Below are 16,968 nucleotides of genomic sequence, written 5' to 3' on the forward strand. Positions count from 1 at the left end.
GAGAACGGATGAACGACGTCTCTCTGTGGGACAGCATGGGGCCGCAGCTGTGGCCGGCCTTCTGGGTCACCATCCAGCTGACCTTCTACTCCGCGATCGGCTCCCTGATCTGGGGCACGATCCTGGCCGCCATGCGGGTCTCACCCGTCCCGGTGATGCGCGGCTTCGCCACCGTCTACGTCAACGTCGTCCGTAACACGCCGCTGACGCTGGTCGTGCTGTTCTGCGCGATCGGCCTCTACCAGAACCTGGGCCTGACCTTCGCCCCGACGATCAAGTCGAACAACTTCTGGCTGGCGGTCCTGGCGTTCGTGCTCTACACGTCCACCTTCGTGTGCGAGACGCTGCGGTCCGGTTTCAACACCGTGCCGCTGGGCCAGGCCGAGGCGGCCCGGTCGTTGGGCATGTCGTTCACGCAGGTGTTCGGGATCATCGTGCTCCCGCAGGCGATCCGGTCGGTGATCGGGCCGCTGGGCAGCGTGCTGATCGCCCTGACCAAGAACACCACGATCGCCTCGGTGATCGGTGTCGCGGAGGCCGCGGCGCTGATGAAGACCGAGATCGAGACCTTCTCCGACCAATTGTTCGTGATCTTCGGCGTGATCGCCGTGGGCTTCATGATCATCACCCTCACCGAGGGGGCCGTGTTCGGCTACCTCGCCAAGCGACTGGCGGTGAAGCGATGAGCGCCGAATCAACCGTTCTCTACGACGCCCCGGGACCCCGCGCACGAGCGCGCAACCGCATCACGGCGGTCGTCTTCATCGGACTGCTCGTCGCGGCCCTGGTCTATGTGATCGCGGTGCTCGCCTCCAACGAGCAGTTCACCGCCGAGAAGTGGAGTCCGTTCGTCACCTGGTCGACCTGGACGGGCTACATCCTGCCCGGCCTGTGGCGGACCCTCGCCGCGGCCGCGGTGTCCATCGTGCTGTCACTGCTGCTCGGTGCGATCCTCGGCATCGGACGACTGTCGGAACACCTGTGGGTTCGAGCGGTCGCCAGCTTCTTCGTCGAGGTGTTCCGCGCCATCCCGGTGCTGATCCTGATGGTGTTCACCTGGTTCCTGTTCGCCATCTACGGCATCTTCCCGTCCTCGATGCTGGCGTTCGCCGCCGTCGTCACGGGACTGACGCTCTACAACGGCTCGGTGATGGCCGAGATCCTGCGGTCCGGCATCAACTCGCTGCCGAAGGGCCAGACCGAGGCGTCGCTGTCGCTGGGCCTGCGCAAGTCGCAGATGATGCGTCTCGTGCTCCTGCCGCAGGCGATCACGGCGATGATGCCGGCCCTGATCTCGCAGATGGTGGTGGCGCTGAAGGACTCCGCGCTGGGCTACATCATCGGCTACTCGGAGGTCGTTCGAAGCGGCCTGCTGTCGGCATCGCGGTACGGCAACTACATCCCGGCGCTCATCGTGGTGGCGGCGATCATGATCCTGATCAACTTCGGGCTGTCGAAGCTGGCGACCGTCGTCGAGCGACGGCTGCGCCAGGGAAGCCGCTCGTCGGCCCCGCCGGCCGATCCGGAGAAGGCCGAACTCGCCGCCTCCGAGAACCTTCTCTGACGGGAACCCGTGTGACGCGGGCCGGGGCGCTCAGGCCCCTTACAGGCCCCTGAGCGCCTCGGCCACCACGTCGAAGGCCATCGACTGCGGGTAACCGCGCCTGACGAGGAACCCGACGAGGCGTCGCATCGTCTTGTCCCGCTCGGCGCGGTCGGCGGCTATCCGTTCGACGACCGTTGGGGTGAGCTTGCGCGCGACGAGCTGCGCGGCGATCTCGCGTTCGTCGTCGGGGTCGATGTCGCCGAGCGCCTCGGTGATGATCGACTCCGCGATTCCCTTGTTGCGCAGCTCGTGTTTGAGCGCCACTCGCCCCTTGCCGGAATTCTGGTGGCGCGAGCGGACCCACTCGGCGGCGAAGTCGGAGTCGTCGAGGAGCTGATGCCGGTCGAGACGGGCCATCACCTCGTCGACGGTGTCCGCGTCGAATCCCTTGCGCGTCAGACGTTCACGCATTTCCTGCCGGGAACGCGCTCGGACCCCGAGCAATCGTAGCGCGGAATCCCATGCGCTGGGTCCCTTGCGGTCGGGAGCTGCCTCCCGACGCCTCTGCGTCTGCTCGGGGTCCGGTGTGTCGTTCAATGTCCGCCTTAGAACTCGACCGGCGCCGGGGCGATGTCGTCGGCGTCGACGGTCGGCCCGATGCCCAGCTTCTCCTTGATCTTCTTCTCGATCTCGTCGCGGATGTCGGTGTTCTCGATCAGGAACTTGCGGGCGTTCTCCTTGCCCTGGCCCAGCTGATCGCCCTCGTAGGTGAACCACGAGCCGGACTTGCGGATGAAGCCCTCGGCGACACCCATGTCGATCAGCGAGCCCTCCTTGGAGATTCCGTGACCGTAGAGGATGTCGAACTCGGCCTGCTTGAAGGGCGGGGCGACCTTGTTCTTGACGACCTTGACGCGGGTGCGGTTGCCGACCGCCTCGGTGCCGTCCTTGAGGGTCTCGATCCGGCGGACGTCCAGACGCACCGACGAGTAGAACTTGAGGGCCTTGCCGCCCGTGGTGGTCTCGGGGGAACCGAACATCACGCCGATCTTCTCGCGCAGCTGGTTGATGAAGATCGCGGTGGTCTTCGACTGGTTCAGCGCCGAGGTCATCTTGCGCAGCGCCTGGCTCATCAGGCGGGCCTGCAGACCCACGTGGCTGTCGCCCATCTCACCCTCGATCTCGGCCTTGGGCACGAGCGCGGCCACCGAGTCGACCACCAGGATGTCGAGCGCGCCCGAGCGGATCAGCATGTCGGCGATCTCGAGGGCCTGCTCACCGGTGTCGGGCTGGGACACGAGGAGGGCGTCGGTGTCGACGCCGAGCTTGGCGGCGTAGTCCGGATCGAGCGCGTGCTCGGCATCGATGAACGCCGCGATCCCGCCCTGGGCCTGCGCGTTGGCGACGGCGTGGAGGGCGACGGTGGTCTTACCCGAGGACTCCGGACCGTAGATCTCCACGACGCGGCCGCGGGGCAGACCACCGATGCCGAGGGCGACGTCGAGGGCGATGGACCCGGTCGGGATGATCTCGATCGGCTGGCGGGTCTCCTCGCCGAGCCGCATCACCGACCCCTTGCCGAAGCTCTTGTCGATCTGCGCGAGGGCCAGATCGAGGGCCTTCTCACGGTCTTGGGGCGCAGCTGCCATGGGAGTTCTCCTCGGTTGTGAGCCGGTTTTCCGGCGGGTGGTCGGTGTGGTCCGGGCGTTCATGTCTGCAAGGTATCGGGAGGGTCCGACAATCAACGGACCCCTCGCCGGGACGCGTCCCGGACATCTGCCGGACGCGAGCCGGGCGAACCTTCAGACGCAGCGGGCGCCCGCGCGGTTCCGTCTGGTCTTCAGCATGAACGAACACCTGTTCGATCGCAAGCGTGACACGCGGCGTGTCACCAGCGCTCGCGAGGCACGTCGAAGTCGCGGCAGATCGCCACCCAGACGTCGCGCGGATCGACGCCGTCCTCGATCGCCTGGGCGCCGGTGCGGCCGGCGAACTCGGTGAGCACGTGGTCGACGAGGATCGAATCCGCCCTGGTCACACCGAATTCGGTGGTCATCAGCTCGTTGAACTCGGTCAGGCGCACCGCCCCACCCTAACGCGGTCGGTCCACACCCTCCGGGCCACGGTCATCGGGTCGACGGTGTCGGCTCCGCTGGCGCCGACGGCGCGCGCCGACCGCGCGAAACCCGGGTCGTCGAGGACCGCGCGGACGGCGGCGGCGACCCCATCGACGGTGAGCGGACGCACATACCGGCCGGCGCCTGCGCGGTGCACGCGGTTCGCGAGCTCCCACTGGTCGCCGCCCCCAGGAACCGCGACCACCGGGACGCCGGCGGTCATCGCCTTGGCGAGAATCCCGTGCCCGGAGCCGCAGATCAGGACGGCGGCGTCGGCGAGGATCTCGTCCTGGCGCCCGAGGCCCGCCACCACCCGTTCGGCGTCGCCGAAGCGTGCGAGATCGTCGGCGGACGGCCGCTGCAGCCCGGACACCACGACGCGCACGGACCGGCCGAGAACCGGCTCGGAGAGCGCCTCGAGCGCCACCGCGACCATCTCCGCTTCCCCGGTCCGAGCGGTCGACGGGGCGAGGACGACGAGCGGGCCGTCCCCGGCGGGCCGGGTGAACAGATCGTCGGTCGGCTCCCACGTCAGCGGCCCGACGAGGTGGGTGTCGGCAGGCCAGTCGGGTCGAGGCACCTCGAGACCCGGAAGGGTGGCGACCAGGCGGGCGTCGGGCCCGGGGTCGGCGGCGGGCAGGCCGACCGTCGTCCGCGCGGCGGCACGCTGGCGCTCGCCCCGGCGGATGGAGGAGGCGGTGGCGGCCCGCATCGCCGCGTCGCGCAGGCGGCCGCGCAGGCCGATGCCGGGCGCGAGGCCCGAGCCGATCGGGGGCAACCCGCGCGACGGCAGGTAGAGCGGATGCGGCGACAACTCGAGCCACGGCAGGCCGCACATCTGCGCGGCCCATCCCCCGCACACGGTGAGGACGTCAGAGACGACGAGGTCGACGCCGGTGGCGGACAGGACCGGTGCCAGCTGCTGCGCCATGCGCGCCGCCCGGACGCTGAGTTTGGCGCCCGCGTCGGCGTCGTCGTCGGTGTCGACGGCCGCCAGGCCCGGGAGCTCGGCGATGTCGATCCCGCGGCGACGAGCTGCGTGAGCCCAGTTCAGACCGGTGTAGACGGTCGCCCGGTGACCGGCGGCAGCGAATCGCTCGGCGAGGGCGAACGCCGGGAACGCGTGCCCGGCGTCCGAACCCGCGACGAGTGCTACATGCACGTATCAGTTCTGCGCAGGCGGCTCGGTGGCCGGCGGGGTCTGGGTGGCGGGCTCGCCCTTCTGCAGCGGCGGCGTGGCGGCACCGGCAGACGACGGCAGCTCGCCGCGCATGCTGGCGCGGATCTGCTCGAGACGCGAATGGCCGGCCATCTGGACGCTGGCCTGCTCCACCTCGGCCATGCGGCCCTGGACGGAGTTCTTGGCCAGCTCGGCCGAGCCGAGGGCGTTGGCGTAGCGGCGTTCGATCTTCTCGCGGACCTGGTCCAGGCTGGGGGTGTTGCCCGGCACGGCCAGCTCGCTCATCTGGTTCAGCGACGCGCTGACCTGCTCCTGCATCTTGGCCTGCTCGAGCTGGCTGAGCAGCTTGGAGCGCTCGGCGAGCTTCTGCTGGAGGATCATGGCGTTGCGCTCGACCGCCTTCTTGGCCTGTTCGGCGGCCTGGAGGGACTGGTCGTGGAGGGTCTTGAGGTCCTCGACGCTCTGCTCGGCGGTCACCAGCTGGGCGGCGAAGGCCTCCGCGGCGTTGGTGTACTCCGTGGCCTTCTGGGTGTCACCGGCGGCGGTCGCCTGGTCGGCGAGGGTGAGGGCCTGGCGGGTGTTGGCCTGCAGCCGCTCGACCTCCTCGAGCTGCCGGTTGAGCTTCATCTCGAGCTGGCGCTGGTTGCCGATCACCGACGCGGCCTGCTGCGACAGCGCCTGGTGCTGGCGCTGGGCCTCCTCGATCGCCTGCTGGATCTGGATCTTGGGATCGGCGTGTTCGTCGATCTTCGCGTTGCCGAGGGCCTTGAGGTAGTTCCACAACTTCACGAACGGGTTCGCCATGCTCTACGTCACTCCATTCAGGGGTATGCGAGAAAACAACACCGGTTTACGAGAGAACTCTGCGACCAATCTATCGGTTACGGGTTCCCTGCTGGACCACTCACGCGCCGCAAGTCGTTCAGGCGGCGGCGAGTGCGGCCGTCTCGCGATGACCCGACGGAGCCGGGATGACGACCTTGGTGGCGCTCAGAGCCGCATCGGCGGCCTCCGCGGCGACGGGCTCGGCAGGACGCATGGTCTCTTCCGGACGCATCGCGTTGCCGACGTCGAGGAGCAGATCCGCGATCTCGACGTCGAGCGCGTCGCAGATGGCGGCGAGCAGCTCGCTCGACGCCTCCTTCTGACCGCGCTCGACCTCGGAGAGGTATCCGAGGCTGACGCGAGCACCGGTCGAGACCTCGCGCAGGGTCCGGCCCTGCTGCGTGCGGACCCGACGCAGGCTCTCACCGAGCGCCTCACGTAAGAGCATCGCCATCGAGTCTCCTCTCCCTGGGCGGCGAAACGTTCGCTGACATCTCCACAGCAAACGCCTCGCGCGGTCGGATCGTTCCCGTACCGCGGTTGGTTGCGACAGTAGTCGAACTCAGCGACCCGCGCCGGTTCCCCGGACGGCCCGTCGCGGCGATGTGGTGCCGTGTTCGCTCACGGCGGATCCGGCGTCGCCGGACGCTTTTCCCGCGGTCCCGTCGGCGCCGTCTTGCTCGGCACCCGCTCGCTTCGCCCCCGCGTCCGCGCGAACGCGGATCGCCTGCCAGGTGTAGTCCAGCCCGGTGTAGACGGTGACGACGAGCGCCAGGCCCATCACCACGCCCGCGGCGATCTGCCAGCCCGAGCCGAACGGCAACAGGTACATGCCGATGGCCAGCGACTGCAGCAGCGTCTTGAGCTTGCCGCCCCGGCTGGCGGGGATCACCTTGTGCCGCAGCACCCAGAAGCGCAGCGCGGTCACCCACAGTTCGCGCGCGATGATGACCGCGGTGACCCACCACGGCAGGATGCCGAGGACCGACAGCCCGACGAGCGCACCGCCGATCAGGGCCTTGTCGGCGATCGGGTCGGCCATCTTCCCGAAGTCGGTGATGAGTCCGCGCTCGCGGGCCAGATGGCCGTCGTAGCGGTCGGTGAGCGCGGCGAGGGCGAACACCGCGGTCGCGATCGAACGCCACAGTGTGGACTCGCCGTCGTCGATGAACAGCGCGACCAGGAACACCGGCACCAGGATGATGCGGAAAACGGTGAGCGCGTTGGCGATGTTCACCACCGGCACCGGGTCGACCGGGTCGGTGATGTGATCGGGTTCGCGCCCGACGTTCGCGATGCCCTTCTCGTCGACGGGTCGCCGGATGTTCTCGTCGACGGCGCGTCGGATGCGATCGGTCATGAGCACACCCCCGGGCGCGGACGGGCTCCGCGGTACACGGGAATTCTCATACGCACGATCACAGGGTATCGGCCCGTACCGCCTGCGAGGACAACCGGGCCGACACGCGTGGGACGCGGAGCGGCCACAGGACTAAGGTGAGTTCCCATGTCCAACGTCTCGTCGGAGTCCGACGAACCCGACCGGGTTCCGGAACCCGTTGCGCCCGAATCGACCACGACCCCCGGTGCGGCAAACCGCCCCGAGGTCGTCGTCCGACGCGCACGAACCTCCGACGTCCCGCGGATCAAGGAGCTGATCGACAAGTACGCCGGCAAGATCCTCCTGGAGAAGAACCTCGTCACCCTCTACGAGTCGGTGCAAGAGTTCTGGGTCGCCGAACTCGACGGGCTGGTGGTGGGCTGCGGCGCCCTGCACGTGCTGTGGGCCGATCTCGGCGAGGTGCGCACGGTCGCGGTCGACCCGGCGTTCGCCGGTCGCGGCATCGGACACAAGATCGTCGGGCGCCTCATGGACATGGCCCGCGAACTGGAGCTCGCCCGGGTCTTCGTGCTGACCTTCGAGACCAGCTTCTTCGCCCGGCACGGCTTCCGCGAGATCCAGGGGACCCCGGTCACCCGAGAGGTGTACGAGGAGATGTGCCGCTCCTACGACACCGGTGTCGCGGAGTTCCTGGACCTCAGTTACGTCAAACCCAACACGCTCGGCAACACGCGCATGTTGGCCCACCTCGATCCGCAGGAGTGACCCGATGCCCTTCTTCGCCGTCCAGTACACCTACCGCCCGGCCAAGGCGGCGCTGCGCGACGAGCACCGTCCCGAGCACCGACGTTGGCTCGGCGAGGAGAACAAGGCGGGCAACGTCCTGATCGCCGGGCCGTACCCGGACGGATCGGGCGCGCTGATCATCGTCAAGGCCGCCGATCTCGGCGCGGCCGAGGCGCTGCTCGCCAACGACCCCTTCCAGGCGCACGAGGCGGTCGACGCGGTGAAGATCGACGAATGGACTCAGGTCTTCGGACCGTTTCCGGAGTGAGCCGCGGGCTCGGACGCACGTCGCCGGCTCCGGACCAGACTCGCGACCGTGGTGACCGCCAGGACGCCGACGATCACCGCGAGTGACGCGGGCGTGGAGATCTCCGGCACGCTCACGTGCTCGCCGCCGTTGACGAACGGCAGCGTGTTCTCGTGCAGCGCGTGGAGCACCAACTTGGTGCCGATGAACGCGAGGATGATCGACAGCCCGACCGAGAGGTAGACCAGCCGGTCGAGGAGCCCGCCGAGCAGGAAGTACAGCTGGCGCAGACCCATCAGGGCGAACGCGTTCGCGGTGAACACCAGGTACGGCTCGGAGGTCAGTCCGTAGATCGCGGGGATCGAGTCGAGGGCGAACAGCACGTCGGTGAAGCCGATGACGATGAGGACCATGAGCATCGGGGTGGCCAGGCGGCGTCCGTTCACGCGGGTGAGGAGCTTGTCGCCGTCGTAGGCGTCGTGGGTGCGCAGGTACCGCCGCACGACGCGTTCGAGCCGGCTCTCCCGTTGCTCCTCGTGCGCCACCGGGTCGTCGCTCTCGCGGATCAGCTTCACCGCGGTGAGGATCAGGAACACGCCGAACACGTAGAACACCCAACTGTAGGTGCTGATCGCGGCCGCGCCGACGGCGATGAAGATGCCGCGCATGCCGAGTGCCATCACGATGCCGAGCAGCAGTACCTTCTGCTGGTACTCCGGCGGCACCGCGAAGCGCGCCATGATGATGACGAACACGAACAGGTTGTCCACCGAGAGGGCCTTCTCGGTGACGTAGCCGGCGAGATACTCCCCGCCGAACCTCGCGCCCCACTTCCACCAGATGAAGACGCCGAACGCGACGGCGAGCGAGATGTAGACCGTCGACCAGACGGCGGACTCCCGCAGCGACGGGGCGTGGGGAACACGCACGTGGGAGAAGAAGTCGAACACGAACAGTCCGAGGATCACCGCGACGGTGATCAGCCACACGAACGACGAAACATCCATCAATGCCTCCGGCAAGCAGCATCAGCTGACGAGCCAGAGGTCTCTCCCACCGCGGGTCCCGCATCGTGCGGGCGGATCGGTGGCCGGCGCTCCGGGCGCCGGGCGACGATCATGGGATCGTCGCGGGTCGGCACCGTATTGACGGAGACGCCGCGTCGGGGATACTCCCCTCGGGATCTGAGGCCACCCTACCCGATCGTCACCCCTCGGCCGGTTCCTCGTCTCCCCCGCCGCCGCCGGTGATCGACGCGATGACGCCGGGCAGGTCCTCGGGCTTGACGAGGACCTCGCGGGCCTTGGACCCCTCGCTGGGCCCCACGACGCCGCGGGTCTCCATCAGGTCCATGAGGCGGCCCGCCTTGGCGAACCCGACGCGCAGCTTGCGCTGCAGCATCGACGTCGAGCCGAACTGGCTGGACACGACGAGCTCGATGGCCTGCAGCAGGTCGTCGAGATCGTTGCCGATGTCGCTGTCGATCTCCTTCTTGTCGCCGGCCTTCGCGGTGGTGACGCCCTCGGTGTACTCGGGCTCGGCCTGCTCCTTGGTGAACTCGACGACGGCCTGGATCTCCTCGTCGGTGATGTAGGCGCCCTGCATGCGGATGGGCTTGTTGGCGCCCATCGGCAGGAACAACCCGTCGCCCATGCCGATGAGCTTCTCTGCGCCCGGCTGGTCGAGGATGACGCGGGAGTCGGTGAGCGACGAGGTGGCGAACGCCAGGCGCGAGGGCACGTTGGTCTTGATGAGACCGGTGACGACGTCGACCGACGGGCGCTGCGTCGCGAGCACCAGGTGGATGCCGGCCGCACGCGCCTTCTGCGTGATGCGCACGATCGCCTCCTCCACGTCGCGCGGCGCGGTCATCATCAGGTCGGCGAGCTCGTCGACGATGGCGAGGATGTACGGGTACGGCTTGTAGACCCGCTCGCTGCCGAGCGGCGTCGTGATCTCCCCGGACCGGACCTTCGCGTTGAAGTCGTCGATGTGACGGACGCGCGAGGCCTTCATGTCCTGGTAGCGCTGCTCCATCTCCTCCACCAGCCAGGCCAGCGCCGCGGCGGCCTTCTTCGGCTGGGTGATGATCGGCGTGATCAGGTGCGGGATGCCCTCGTACGGCGTGAGCTCGACCATCTTCGGATCGATGAGGATCATCCGGACCTGCTCCGGTGTGGCCCGGGTCAGCAGCGACACCAGCATCGAGTTGACGAAGCTCGACTTGCCCGAACCGGTCGAGCCCGCCACCAGCAGGTGCGGCATCTTGGCCAGGTTGGCGCTGACGAAGTCGCCCTCGATGTCCTTGCCGAGTCCGATGACGAGCGGGTGCTTGTCCTTGCGCGTCGACGGCGCGTTGAGCACGTCGGCCAGGCGCACCATCTCGCGGTCGGCGTTGGGCACCTCGATGCCGACCGCGGACTTGCCGGGGATCGGCGCGAGCAGGCGCACGTTGTCGGTCGCCGCGGCGTAGGCGATGTTGCGCTGCAGCGCGGTGATCTTCTCGACCTTGACGCCCGGGCCGAGTTCGACCTCGTAGCGGGTGACGGTCGGGCCGCGGGTGTAGCCGGTGACGGCGGCGTCGATCTTGAACTGCTCGAGCACGCCGGTCATCCGGTCGATCATCTCGTCGTTCGCGCTGGTGCCGGCCTTGGGCGGATCGCCCTCGAGTAGCAGGTGCTGCGGCGGCAGGATGTAGTCGCCGTCCGAGGCCGCCTCGGTCGGCGCGAAGGTGTCGTCGTCGGACGCGGCGACCGCGGGCTCCGGCTCCGGTTCGGGGGTGGGAGCCGGGCGCGGGGTCGCGGTGCGCCGTGGCGTGGTCTTCGGGGCCGTGGCCTTCCGGGACGCGGCCGCCCGCGCGGGGGCGGCCGAGCCGATCACCTCCGTGGTGTGCTCGTCCGGCGCGTTGTCGCCAATCGGCTCGGTGTACGCGTCGGCGAAGTTCTCCGTCTGCGCCTCCTCGACCGGCACGTCGGCGATCTTGGCCGGGCGGCGGGTGCGGCCCGAGGTGCGCGAGATCGTCTCGTCCGGCGGGTAGTTGTCGTACGGGTTCGACGAGTACGGACGCCGCGTCATCCGCGACGAGAACGAGCCGGCGTCGTCGGCGGGATCGTCGGCGACGGGATCGTCGGCGACGGGATCGTCGGCGACGGGATCGTCTCCGGCCGGATCGTCCGCCGGATCGCCGAACTCCGGGTCGTCGTAGTTCTCGGCGTCGGCGTCCCAGTCGAGGTCGTCGTCCCAGGGCACGTCGCCACCGCGCGGGTCGGCGATGCCGAGCCATCCGGCGGCGGCGTCGACGACCTCGCGGACCGTCCGGCCGCTGAGGATCAGCACGCCGAATGCCATGCACAACAACAGGATCGGCACCGACACCCAGGCCGTGACGCCCGCGGTGAGCGGTGTGCCGATGGCGAATCCGATGAAACCGGCCGCCGACGAGCGGCCCGGCAGGTCGGTCGGCGCGCCCGCGATCAGGTGGATGATGCCCAGCAACGGCAACGCGACCAGCAGGCCGCCGCCGAGGTAGCGGCCGCGACGCTCCGGGTTGGGCGGGCGTCGCATCAGCACGACGGCCAGGACGACCAGCGCGACGGGGACCAGGACCGCGGCCGAGCCGATGACGGCCCGGATCAGCGCCTCGATGAAGGCGCCGACCGGCCCGGCCGCGCCGAACCACACGCTCGCGGCGATGAGGAGCCCGAATGCCAGCAGACCGAGGGCCACTCCGTCGCGGCGGTGGCTGTGTCCTTGGGCGCGCGCGGCGCGGCGGTCGCCGAGGTCGTCGAACTCGCCGTCGAAGTCGAGATCGTCGTCGGCGTCGAATGCGGGATCGAACTCGTCGCGGTCGGCGTCGAAGTCGTCACGCGGTTCGGGACGAGGCCCGCGGCCGGTCCCGACGCGTGCCGCGGAACCGACGCCGCGCGCGAACAGCGAGAACCCGGCCCCGATCCCCTTCCCCACCGCCGAGGCGCCCGCGGCGGCGATGGAACGACGGTGCAGATCGACCGACTCGGCCGATACGGCCTTGCGACGATTCGGGGCGGCGGTCGCCGACCGGCGGCCGGCGGCACCCGACTTCGCTCCGGACCGGGTGCTGCGGGACTTCGACGCCGTGCCTGCGGTGCTCCGACCCGAACGGGCCGAGCCGCTGCGGCTCGCAGTGCTCTTCGCGGCGCCCTTGCCCGAGCGCGTGGCGCCCGAACGCGCCGTCGATCCGGTGGACCGGCCGCTCGTGGCGCCCGTTCGTGCCGAGCTCCTCGACGTGGTCCTCCGCGAGGATGAGCCCCCCGACGTTGAGGACCTCGACGTTGAGGACCTCGACGCGGACGCGCGCGTACCCGTGCTTGCCTTCGAAGCCATACCGACAGACTAGTCGGGATGGTTCACTTCAGTCACATGGGCAACACTGATCACGGAGGCGTGTCGAAGTTGTGACCCTTCGGCGTCAGCGACACGCGTCAGAGTCCGTGAGAACTCTCACGCACCGCGGCGACCGCGGCGTCGGCGCCACTGAAGGTGACCGCCACGGGACGCCGGCCGAAGACGAAGAGCACCAACTCCCCGACCGGCCCGGTCACGACGACCTCGTCCCCCGACCCGACGCTCACCAGATCGCGGGCGTCGGGCGTGCGGAGGGTGACGCGTGCGGGGATCCTCTTCAGCGTCATCCGGGCCATCGACGCGGCGGGTCCGCGCAGCTCCTTCTCCAGCGACGCCGACAGGGGCCGCGGGGTCCAGTCGCTGTCCGGGTCGACGCCGCCGCGTAACACGTCCTCGTGGTGGACGAACATCTCGGCGAGGTTGGCGAACCGGTCGACGAGCCGGAACGGCGAATACAGCGGCGGTCCCGAGGCCAGGTCGGCGAGGAGATCGCCGAAGTCGCGTTCGGCCGCCTTCGCGCGCACCTTCTCGGTGTACCCGGCCAATGCCGGGATCAGGATTCCCGGCCCGGTGTCAGGGCGCCGCTCACGGACGACGAGATGGGCCAGCAGATCGCGGGTGGTCCAGCCCTCGCAGAGGGTCGGGGCGTCGGGCCCCACCTTCTCCAGGGTCCGGACGAGAGCCGCTCGTTCTTCCTGTGCACCGGTCACAGGAATCCACAGTAGCCAGACCCCGGCCGGCCGGCTCGCGCGCGAGCGTCAGTCGGCGCCGACCGCGAGCACGGTGGGCACGATCATCGGCCGGCGGCGGTAGGTCTCGGAGACCCATCGGCCGACGGCGCGCCGGATGCCCTGGGCGATGCGGTGCGTGTCGGAGACCCCTTCGGCCGCCAGCGCGTCGAGCACCTGGTTGACCAGGTCGGCGGCCTCCTTGAGGGCGCCCGGGTCGTCGGAGAAGCCTCGCCCCGAGACCTCCGGGGTGCTGACCGCGCGGCCGGTGACCGCGTCGACGGCGACGGTGATGGCGATGAAGCCGCCCTCGCCGAGCACGAGTCGCTCGCTCAGCGTCGATTCGCCGACGTCGCCGACCGAGAGGCCGTCGACGTAGACGTGGCCGACGGGGACCCGGCCGACGATCTCGGCGCGCCCGTCGACGAGGTCGACGACCACCCCGTCCTCGGCGAGCACCACGCGGTCCTCCGGCACGCCGGTGGCCACCGCGAGCGACGCGTTGGCGCGCAGGTGCCGCCACTCGCCGTGCACGGGCATCACATTCGACGGTCGCACCGCGTTGTACAGGTAGAGCAGCTCGCCCGCCGAGGCGTGTCCGGAGACGTGGACCTTCGCCGACTGCTGGGTGATGACGGTGGCGCCGCGCTTGGCGAGGCCGTTGACCACCGCGAACACCGAGTTCTCGTTGCCCGGGATCAGCGACGACGCCAGCACGACGAGGTCGTCGGCGCGGATGTTGATCTGGCGGTGCTCGCCGCGGGCCATCCGCGACAGCGCCGACAGCGGCTCGCCCTGCGAGCCGGTGGAGATCAGGACGATGCGGTGGTCGGGCAGCGTGGCCGCGGTGTCGAGGTCGACGACGACGCCATCGGGGACCGACAGGTAACCGAGGTCCTGCGCGATCTGCATGTTGCGCACCATCGAGCGGCCGACGAAGCACACCCGCCGGTTGTGGGCGTGCGCGACGTCGATGATCTGCTGGATGCGGTGCACGTGGCTGGCGAACGACGCCACGATGACGCGCTGGCGGGCCTTGCCGATGACCTGGTCGAGCACGCCGCCGATCTCTCGTTCGGGGGTGACGAAGCCGGGGACCTCGGCGTTGGTCGAGTCGACGAGGAACAGGTCGACGCCCTCGTCGCCGAGGCGGCTGAAACCGGCGAGGTCGGTCAGCCGGCCGTCGAGCGGCAGCTGGTCGAGCTTGATGTCGCCGGTGTGCAGGGCGACGCCCGCCGGGGTGCGGATCGCGACGGCGATCGCATCCGGGATCGAGTGGTTGACCGCGAAGTACTCGCACTCGAACGGCCCGTGGGTGGTCTGCTCGCCCTCGGTGACCTGGACGAGCTTCGGACGCAGACGGTGTTCGCGACACTTGGCCTCGACGAGGGCCAGCGTGAACTTCGAACCGACGACCGGGATGTCGGAGCGCAGGCGCAGCAGGAACGGGATCGCGCCGATGTGGTCCTCGTGGCCGTGGGTGAGGATCACCGCATCGACGTCGTCCATGCGGTCCTCGATATAGCGGAAGTCCGGCAGGATCAGGTCGACGCCGGGCTGCGCGTCCTCGGGGAACAGCACGCCGCAGTCGACGATCAGGAGACGCCCGTTGTACTCGAAGACCGTCATGTTGCGGCCGATCTCGCCGATGCCGCCGAGTGCGACGACGCGCAGGCCGCCCTTGGGCAGCTTGCGCGGGGTCCCGAGGCGGTCGACGGGAGCCGGTGTCGGCTGCTCCTCGCGCCGGCCGCGGTCGGAGCCGCGTTCGTGGCGTCCGCGGCGGCCCCCGCCCGAGCCCGATCCGGACCCGGACGACGACTGCTGCCTCGCGTGCTTGGCCACCTGCTCTGCCCCTGCGTTCGTGGATGACCCCGAGGTCTTGGGTGACCCCGAGTCCTTGGATGACCCAGAGGTCTTGGATGGCTCAGAGGTCTCGGCCGCGCGCGGGGGGCGCCGGGACCCGGCCTCGGGTGCGGTCGTGGCCGGGACGGAGTCCACCGGCACGGCCTCCACCGGCGGCGGGCTCGGGGGCCCGGCCCGGCGGGACGCAGCGCGTCGTCGGGTGCGCCGTACTGCCTGCCCTTCGGTGCCGTCGGTGTTGTCCGTCATCAGGCCAGAACACCTGCCGCGCGTAGATCCACGATGAGCTCCTCGATCTGGGGACCGGTTGCGGGAACCTGCGGCAGTCGCGGATCCCCGACCTCGAGGCCGAGGATGCGCAGCGCCGCCTTCACCATGGTGACACCTCCGAGGCGTCCCATGGCGTTGACGAGCGGAAGCATCGACGCGTTGAGTGCGCGCGCGGTCGCGAGGTCGCCCTTCTCCACGGCGATCTGCATCTCGCGGAGGCGGTCGGGCACCAGGTGGCCGATGACGCTGACGAAGCCTGTCGCGCCGACCGACAGCCAGGGCAGGTTGAGGCCGTCGTCGCCGGAGAGGTACTCCAGCCCCGAGGTCGCGATCAGCGCCGCGGCCCCGGCCAGGTCTCCCTTGGCGTCCTTGACGCCCCGGATGTTCGGGTGCTCGGCCAGTGCCAGCATCGTCGCGTCGGCGATCGGCACGATCGAGCGCGGCGGGATGTCGTAGACCAGGACCGGCAGCGAGGTGGCGTCGGCGACCGCACGGAAGTGTGCGAGCAGGCCGGCCTGAGGCGGCCTGGAGTAGTACGGGGTCACCACGAGGAGACCGTGCGCGCCGACCTTCTCCGCCTCGATGGCGAACCGGACGCTCTCGGCGGTGTCGTAGCTGCCGGCGCCCTGGGTGATGCGCGCCCGGTCGCCGACGGCGTCGAGCACGACCCGCAGGAGGTCGAGCTTCTCGGGCACGGTGGTCGTCGGGGACTCACCGGTGGTGCCGGAGACGACAAGGCCGTCGCAGCCCTTCGACACGAGGTGATCGGCCAGGACCGCCGCCTTGTCCAGATCGAGGCTTCCGTCCGGACGGAAGGGGGTCACCATCGCCACCACGTTCGTCCCGAAGGGATGCTCGTGCAGCGGTTCCTGGACTGCGTTCATGGTGCTAAAGGCTACCGCTTCGTCCGCGGTGACCGTACTCACCCTTCCAGTACAAACGGGGAGGTCGCGACCTCGGTTCCGTCGGCGAGCGTGCCGATCTCGAAATCGCCGAAGACCGTCGGCGCAACCTGCATCAACTGGCGCAGGCATTCGACGGCGAGCTGGCGGATCTCGACATCGGCGTGTTCGGTGGCGCGCATGCCGATTAAGTGCCGCCACGCGCGGTAGTTGCCGGTGACGACGATCTTGGTCTCAGTGGCGTTCGGGAGCACCGACCGCGCGGCCTGCCGAGCTTGTTTGCGACGCAGGATCGCGTTGGGCACGTCGGCGAACTTGGCCTCGAGGGCGGCGAGCAGCTCGGTGTAGGCCTCGCGGCTGGCGTCGGTGGCCTTGGCGAACAGCTCGGTCAGTTCCTCGTCGCCGACGATCGCCGGCGGCGGGACCACGTTGGAGTCGTGCTCGGGGACGAAACGCTGGGAGAGCTGCGAGTACGAGAAGTGCCGGTGGCGGATCAGCTCGTGGGTGCACGACCGCGAGATGCCGCTGATGTAGAAGGTGACCGAGGCGTGTTCGAGCAGCGACAGGTGCCCGACCTCGAGGATGTGCCGCAGGTATCCGGCGTTGGTCGCGGTGCGCGGGTTGGGCTTGTCCCAGCTCTGGTAGCAGGCGCGGCCCGCGAACTCGACGAGCGCCTCACCGCCCTCGGCGTCGGTGCTCCACGGCACGTCGGCGGGCGGGGTGAACTGGGTCATGGCGACCATCTGCACCTTCAGCGGCACCAATTCGGACACGCAGTCCCC

The 16,968-nt window shown here is 69.5% G+C and carries 18 protein-coding genes; 5 read left to right on the forward strand and 13 right to left on the reverse strand.

Annotated features, from left to right (window positions below; translation table 11 throughout):
* The first annotated feature begins 8 nt into the window (after positions 1-8).
* Together E1P53_RS04985 and E1P53_RS04990 are read left to right on the forward strand one after the other, a co-directional pair.
* Positions 9-686 (forward strand): amino acid ABC transporter permease, encoded by a 678-nt coding sequence (locus E1P53_RS04985; protein ID WP_006899192.1) that lies wholly within the window; start codon positions 9-11, stop codon positions 684-686.
* Positions 683-1,564, forward strand: coding sequence for an amino acid ABC transporter permease (locus E1P53_RS04990; protein WP_131733629.1), 882 nt, complete (start codon positions 683-685; stop codon positions 1,562-1,564). The genes E1P53_RS04985 and E1P53_RS04990 overlap by 4 nt, the downstream gene beginning before the upstream one ends.
* Positions 1,565-1,603: 39 nt before the next feature.
* On the opposite strand, the gene E1P53_RS04995 is transcribed toward E1P53_RS04990, so the two are convergent.
* From E1P53_RS04995 to pgsA, 7 genes are all read right to left on the reverse strand, one after another.
* Complete coding sequence (locus tag E1P53_RS04995; RefSeq protein ID WP_131733630.1) at positions 1,604-2,143, reverse strand: regulatory protein RecX; 540 nt, start codon at positions 2,141-2,143, stop codon at positions 1,604-1,606.
* 8 nt (positions 2,144-2,151) lie between these two features.
* Positions 2,152-3,195, reverse strand: a complete 1,044-nt coding sequence (recA, locus tag E1P53_RS05000) for a recombinase RecA (protein WP_006899196.1) — start codon at positions 3,193-3,195, stop codon at positions 2,152-2,154.
* 239 nt (positions 3,196-3,434) lie between these two features.
* Positions 3,435-3,629 (reverse strand): DUF3046 domain-containing protein, encoded by a 195-nt coding sequence (locus E1P53_RS05005; RefSeq protein WP_006899197.1) that lies wholly within the window; start codon positions 3,627-3,629, stop codon positions 3,435-3,437.
* Positions 3,620-4,825: a glycosyltransferase gene (locus tag E1P53_RS05010; RefSeq protein WP_131733631.1), complete on the reverse strand. Its 1,206-nt coding sequence runs from the start codon at positions 4,823-4,825 to the stop codon at positions 3,620-3,622. Before E1P53_RS05010 ends, E1P53_RS05005 begins: the two co-directional genes overlap by 10 nt.
* Positions 4,826-4,828: 3 nt before the next feature.
* Positions 4,829-5,647 (reverse strand): phage shock protein PspA, encoded by an 819-nt coding sequence (pspA, locus tag E1P53_RS05015; protein ID WP_131733632.1) that lies wholly within the window; start codon positions 5,645-5,647, stop codon positions 4,829-4,831.
* 118 nt (positions 5,648-5,765) lie between these two features.
* On the reverse strand, positions 5,766-6,122 hold the full coding sequence (locus E1P53_RS05020; RefSeq protein ID WP_006899201.1) for a helix-turn-helix domain-containing protein: 357 nt from the start codon (positions 6,120-6,122) through the stop codon (positions 5,766-5,768).
* A 108-nt stretch (positions 6,123-6,230) separates the two neighbouring features.
* The gene (gene pgsA, locus E1P53_RS05025; protein WP_109237854.1) at positions 6,231-7,028 is read right to left on the reverse strand and encodes a CDP-diacylglycerol--glycerol-3-phosphate 3-phosphatidyltransferase; all 798 of its coding nucleotides are present in this window, start codon (positions 7,026-7,028) and stop codon (positions 6,231-6,233) included.
* 147 nt (positions 7,029-7,175) lie between these two features.
* Between pgsA and E1P53_RS05030 the strand changes: the two genes are divergently transcribed.
* Positions 7,176-7,775, forward strand: a complete 600-nt coding sequence (locus E1P53_RS05030) for an amino-acid N-acetyltransferase (protein WP_006899203.1) — start codon at positions 7,176-7,178, stop codon at positions 7,773-7,775.
* 4 nt (positions 7,776-7,779) lie between these two features.
* Entirely contained in the window at positions 7,780-8,064 is a 285-nt protein-coding gene (locus E1P53_RS05035) for a YciI family protein (RefSeq protein ID WP_006899204.1), read from the forward strand.
* On the opposite strand, the gene E1P53_RS05040 is transcribed toward E1P53_RS05035, so the two are convergent.
* Together E1P53_RS05040 and E1P53_RS05045 are read right to left on the reverse strand one after the other, a co-directional pair.
* Entirely contained in the window at positions 8,037-9,050 is a 1,014-nt protein-coding gene (locus E1P53_RS05040) for a TerC family protein (protein WP_131733633.1), read from the reverse strand. The genes E1P53_RS05035 and E1P53_RS05040 overlap by 28 nt on opposite strands.
* Before the next feature lie 199 nt (positions 9,051-9,249).
* Complete coding sequence (locus tag E1P53_RS05045; RefSeq protein WP_131733835.1) at positions 9,250-12,030, reverse strand: DNA translocase FtsK; 2,781 nt, start codon at positions 12,028-12,030, stop codon at positions 9,250-9,252.
* On the opposite strand from E1P53_RS05045, the gene E1P53_RS05050 reads away from it, so the two are divergent.
* Positions 12,029-12,418, forward strand: a complete 390-nt coding sequence (locus E1P53_RS05050; RefSeq protein WP_230825137.1) for a hypothetical protein — start codon at positions 12,029-12,031, stop codon at positions 12,416-12,418. The two genes, E1P53_RS05045 and E1P53_RS05050, sit on opposite strands and share 2 nt — an antisense overlap.
* Positions 12,419-12,503: 85 nt before the next feature.
* On the opposite strand, the gene E1P53_RS05055 is transcribed toward E1P53_RS05050, so the two are convergent.
* Genes E1P53_RS05055 through thyX form a run of 4 tightly spaced genes read right to left on the reverse strand, consistent with a single transcriptional unit; the run spans position 12,504 to position 16,959 of the window.
* The gene (locus tag E1P53_RS05055) at positions 12,504-13,136 is read right to left on the reverse strand and encodes a TIGR03085 family metal-binding protein (protein ID WP_131733634.1); all 633 of its coding nucleotides are present in this window, start codon (positions 13,134-13,136) and stop codon (positions 12,504-12,506) included.
* Positions 13,137-13,184: 48 nt separating this feature from the next.
* Positions 13,185-15,263 carry a ribonuclease J gene (locus E1P53_RS05060; RefSeq protein ID WP_131733635.1) on the reverse strand — a complete coding sequence of 693 codons (2,079 nt, stop codon included), beginning with the start codon at positions 15,261-15,263 and terminating at the stop codon, positions 13,185-13,187.
* On the reverse strand, positions 15,263-16,168 hold the full coding sequence (gene dapA, locus E1P53_RS05065; protein WP_040526377.1) for a 4-hydroxy-tetrahydrodipicolinate synthase: 906 nt from the start codon (positions 16,166-16,168) through the stop codon (positions 15,263-15,265). The genes E1P53_RS05060 and dapA overlap by 1 nt, the downstream gene beginning before the upstream one ends.
* Positions 16,169-16,206: 38 nt before the next feature.
* Positions 16,207-16,959: an FAD-dependent thymidylate synthase gene (thyX, locus tag E1P53_RS05070; RefSeq protein WP_131733636.1), complete on the reverse strand. Its 753-nt coding sequence runs from the start codon at positions 16,957-16,959 to the stop codon at positions 16,207-16,209.
* Between the last annotated feature and the right edge of the window lie 9 nt (positions 16,960-16,968).

The organism is Gordonia paraffinivorans (assembly GCF_900683595.1).
Taxonomy (GTDB): domain Bacteria; phylum Actinomycetota; class Actinomycetes; order Mycobacteriales; family Mycobacteriaceae; genus Gordonia; species Gordonia paraffinivorans.

Excerpts from the sequence above, each read along its gene's own strand:
- pspA (WP_131733632.1), bottom strand. The coding sequence starts at position 5,647 with ATGGCGAACCCGTTCGTGAAGTTGTGGAACTACCTCAAGGCCCTCGGC.
- E1P53_RS05035 (WP_006899204.1), top strand. The coding sequence starts at position 7,780 with ATGCCCTTCTTCGCCGTCCAGTACACCTACCGCCCGGCCAAGGCGGCG.
- E1P53_RS04985 (WP_006899192.1), top strand. The coding sequence starts at position 9 with ATGAACGACGTCTCTCTGTGGGACAGCATGGGGCCGCAGCTGTGGCCG.
- E1P53_RS05030 (WP_006899203.1), top strand. The coding sequence starts at position 7,176 with ATGTCCAACGTCTCGTCGGAGTCCGACGAACCCGACCGGGTTCCGGAA.
- pgsA (WP_109237854.1), bottom strand. The coding sequence starts at position 7,028 with ATGACCGATCGCATCCGACGCGCCGTCGACGAGAACATCCGGCGACCC.
- E1P53_RS05060 (WP_131733635.1), bottom strand. The coding sequence starts at position 15,263 with ATGACGGACAACACCGACGGCACCGAAGGGCAGGCAGTACGGCGCACC.
- dapA (WP_040526377.1), bottom strand. The coding sequence starts at position 16,168 with ATGAACGCAGTCCAGGAACCGCTGCACGAGCATCCCTTCGGGACGAAC.
- E1P53_RS04990 (WP_131733629.1), top strand. The coding sequence starts at position 683 with ATGAGCGCCGAATCAACCGTTCTCTACGACGCCCCGGGACCCCGCGCA.
- E1P53_RS05020 (WP_006899201.1), bottom strand. The coding sequence starts at position 6,122 with ATGGCGATGCTCTTACGTGAGGCGCTCGGTGAGAGCCTGCGTCGGGTC.
- E1P53_RS05040 (WP_131733633.1), bottom strand. The coding sequence starts at position 9,050 with ATGGATGTTTCGTCGTTCGTGTGGCTGATCACCGTCGCGGTGATCCTC.
- recA (WP_006899196.1), bottom strand. The coding sequence starts at position 3,195 with ATGGCAGCTGCGCCCCAAGACCGTGAGAAGGCCCTCGATCTGGCCCTC.
- E1P53_RS05050 (WP_230825137.1), top strand. The coding sequence starts at position 12,029 with ATGGAACGACGGTGCAGATCGACCGACTCGGCCGATACGGCCTTGCGA.